Source organism: Devosia sp. P2_G7, from assembly GCF_056403495.1.
On the sequence record NZ_JBFUFI010000029.1, the window covers coordinates 1 to 2,828 of the forward strand.

Here is a 2,828-nt window from a genome sequence, read left to right on the forward strand (position 1 = left end):
AACCATGGGAGTGGGCATCGATTTCGTCGGCCCCTCGATACTGGTGCTTGGGGCCGAACGGCTGGGGGCGCTCGACGTGACCGTGTCTTACGCCACCGACGCACTGCCGGCCGTCGATGCGGCCGCGCTGGCCGACCGCGCGCTGGCTGCGCTTGCGGCAGCTGGAGAAATGGCCAACGCCAACTGAGGGGGGACCGCATCGGGATGATGCGGCGGTGCCCTGGTCGCCCGTCACTCAAGCGTCAGTCGGGATACCGATGACCAGGGTTCTCTGGTTGCACTGACGTCGGTGCTCGGCTCGCTTATTCGGCCGGCGAAGCTAGGCGCGTTGGCAGCAGCTCGCCCACGCGGTCTAGTATTGGATAAGCGGCGGCCGCCACGATGTGGGAGTTCACCAGCTTCATGTCGCGGATCAGATCCAGATGCAGCGCGCTGGATTGAGATGCCGCGGTGATCCCGTCGCGCATCAGGGCAAAATGCGTCGTGGTTGCCTGCGCCTCAGAGCGACGGAACGCGAGCTTTTCCTCTGCCAGCCCGCGGGCAGTTCGCGCATCCTCAGTCACAAGTAGCGATGCCGCCGTCCGGGTATTCGCAATGAGGCGGTCCATCATATCGATGAGCTCCGCCTCGTTATCGGCGTCAGGCAGCAGACCGCGCTTCAGCCGTTTGGTGGCATGCGGAAGCAAGTTGCGGTCGATAACGTCTCCTGCCTGTTCCATGTTCATCGCGAACATCAGGATTGCCTGCAACCTTCTCTGGTCATCCTCACTCAACGCCTCTGGATCTAACTCACTGAGATAGCGCTTGATCGCCATGTTAAGGCTGTCGAGCACATCGTCGCGAGCCCGAGTGTCGGCAATCAGCTTGCGGTCTCCGCTGGACAGCGCCTCTCGCGCTCCTGAGAGCATCGTTTCAAGGGCATCAGCCAATCGCAGCGCCTCACGAGCAGCGCCTCCGATCGCCACGATGGGCGTCTCTCGCGCCGCACGATCGAGATAGAGCGGTTGTCCGGGATCGGCTGGGTCGACCCGATCCGGGATCAGCCGCTCGAGAAGGCGCGATAGGGGTGTCAGGAACGGCAGCGTTAGCAGCGCCAACACCAGGTTGAAGACGAGGTGAAAACTTGCCACCGCCGCAGCTCCCTCTAGGCCAGCCGCGACGAGCCCATTTAGGATCGGTCCGATCAGCAGCCACGACAAGGCGGCGCCAAGAAAGCGATTACCGAGATTGGCGAGCGGCAGCCGCCTCCCCTCAGGACCACCGGCGGTTGCTTCGAGGAGCGGGTTGAGCGCCGTTCCGAGATTGGCGCCGACAACCAGCATAAGTGCCGGCTCAAGTGCGATGACCCGGCTAGCGGCGAGCGACATCACCAGCAGCACCACCGCCACGCTCGAATGCGCGAGCCACCCCGACACTGCCCCGAGCGCGATCGCCAGCACCGGCATAGCTGCGATCGCCCCGAGCATGCCGACAAGCTCGACCGAATGCGCGAGTGGCTCAAGCATCATGAGCATCTGGTGGAGCGCCAGGATCATTATCCCGAGCCCGATGAATACTCGCCCCAGGTCGTGCGGCATCGCCCCGCCATCACGACGGAACAGCAGCACTCCGATCAGCACCAGTAGCGGTGATAACGCTACGACGTTGAACGATAGCACCGTTACGATCAGCGCTGTGCCGACATTGGCCCCCAGCATGATCGCCATCGCCGGCACCAGGGCCACGAACCCTCTGGCAGCAAAACTCGTCGCCATCAAACCGGTGGCGGTACTCGATTGCAGGAGGGTCGTGACGCCGATGCCCGCGAAGAATGCGCGCACTCGGTTGGTCAGTGTCTTCGACAGAACGGCAGTCAGTCGCGGCCCAAACGCCCGCTGCATCCCTGTCTGGACCATATGCGTGCCCCACAAGAGTAGGGAAACAGCGCCGGCGATGTTGAGGATTGTGAGCAAGGCGTCCATGGATGCTCCAGTCGATTTGCCCCCCAACCTATTTCATGCACAACGATCCACTCGCGCAACCGTTCATGTCGCCTGAGGTGTTCCTCCGGCTTGATCCGGAACCAGTAAGGCCGCTAGCGTGGCGGTCATGTGCCACGCCTACTCTATCACCACCAATCTCGAAGCCCTGCGACGGCTGCGATTCACCTTCGAGGTGGCAACAAATATCGGCAACCTGCCACCGCAGACGGGGATCTATCCCGACATGCTGGCGCCGATCATCCGGAACCAGCCGGGCTTTCGCGAACTGATCAAAGTGCGGTGGGGGATGCCGAGTTCGTCCCGGGCGCTCTATCTCGCGGCGAAAGAGCGGGCGAATAAGCTAATCCAAACGCAGGGACGCGACATCAGCCCCGACGAGTTCGAGGTGATGGTGCGGATGGAGCCCGATCGCGGCACCCACAACGTGCGCAACACCGACAGCCTGCACTGGAAACGTTGGCTGGCGCCGGAATTCCGTTGCATCGTACCGTTCACCAGCTTTGCCGAGTTCAGCAGCCAAACCGGCCCTGACGGCAAGAAGCGGGGCAACACATGGTTCGCCTTTGACGCCGATCGGCCGCTGGCCTACTTCGCCGGGATCGTGGCGCCGCAATGGACCAGCGTGCGCAAGACCTCCGAGGGGATGATCACCACGGATCTCTTCGCCTTCCTCACCACCGATCCGAACGATGTCGTGGCGCAGGCGAATCCCGACGCCATGCCAGTGATCCTCACCACGCCCGAAGAGATCGAGATTTGGATGACAGCGCCATGGGAGGAGGCCAAACTACTGCAGCGGCCACTGCCGCCCGGCGTGCTGCAGGTGGTTTCGGTCGGCCCGAAAGA

The 2,828-nt window shown here is 62.8% G+C and carries 3 protein-coding genes; 2 read left to right on the forward strand and 1 reads right to left on the reverse strand.

The genetic code is table 11. The features are described from left to right. Positions 1 to 187: hypothetical protein (locus AC1DWU_RS23065; RefSeq protein WP_477152361.1), on the forward strand; the 187-nt coding region annotated here is incomplete at its 5' end. A 115-nt stretch (positions 188 to 302) separates the two neighbouring features. Here AC1DWU_RS23065 and AC1DWU_RS23070 read toward each other — a convergent pair. After that, positions 303 to 1,961: a Na/Pi cotransporter family protein gene (locus tag AC1DWU_RS23070; protein WP_477152362.1), complete on the reverse strand. Its 1,659-nt coding sequence runs from the start codon at positions 1,959 to 1,961 to the stop codon at positions 303 to 305. A gap of 127 nt (positions 1,962 to 2,088) precedes the next feature. Between AC1DWU_RS23070 and AC1DWU_RS23075 the strand changes: the two genes are divergently transcribed. After that, positions 2,089 to 2,828, forward strand: a 740-nt coding sequence (locus AC1DWU_RS23075; RefSeq protein WP_477152363.1) for an SOS response-associated peptidase family protein, incomplete at its 3' end; no start/stop codon positions are given.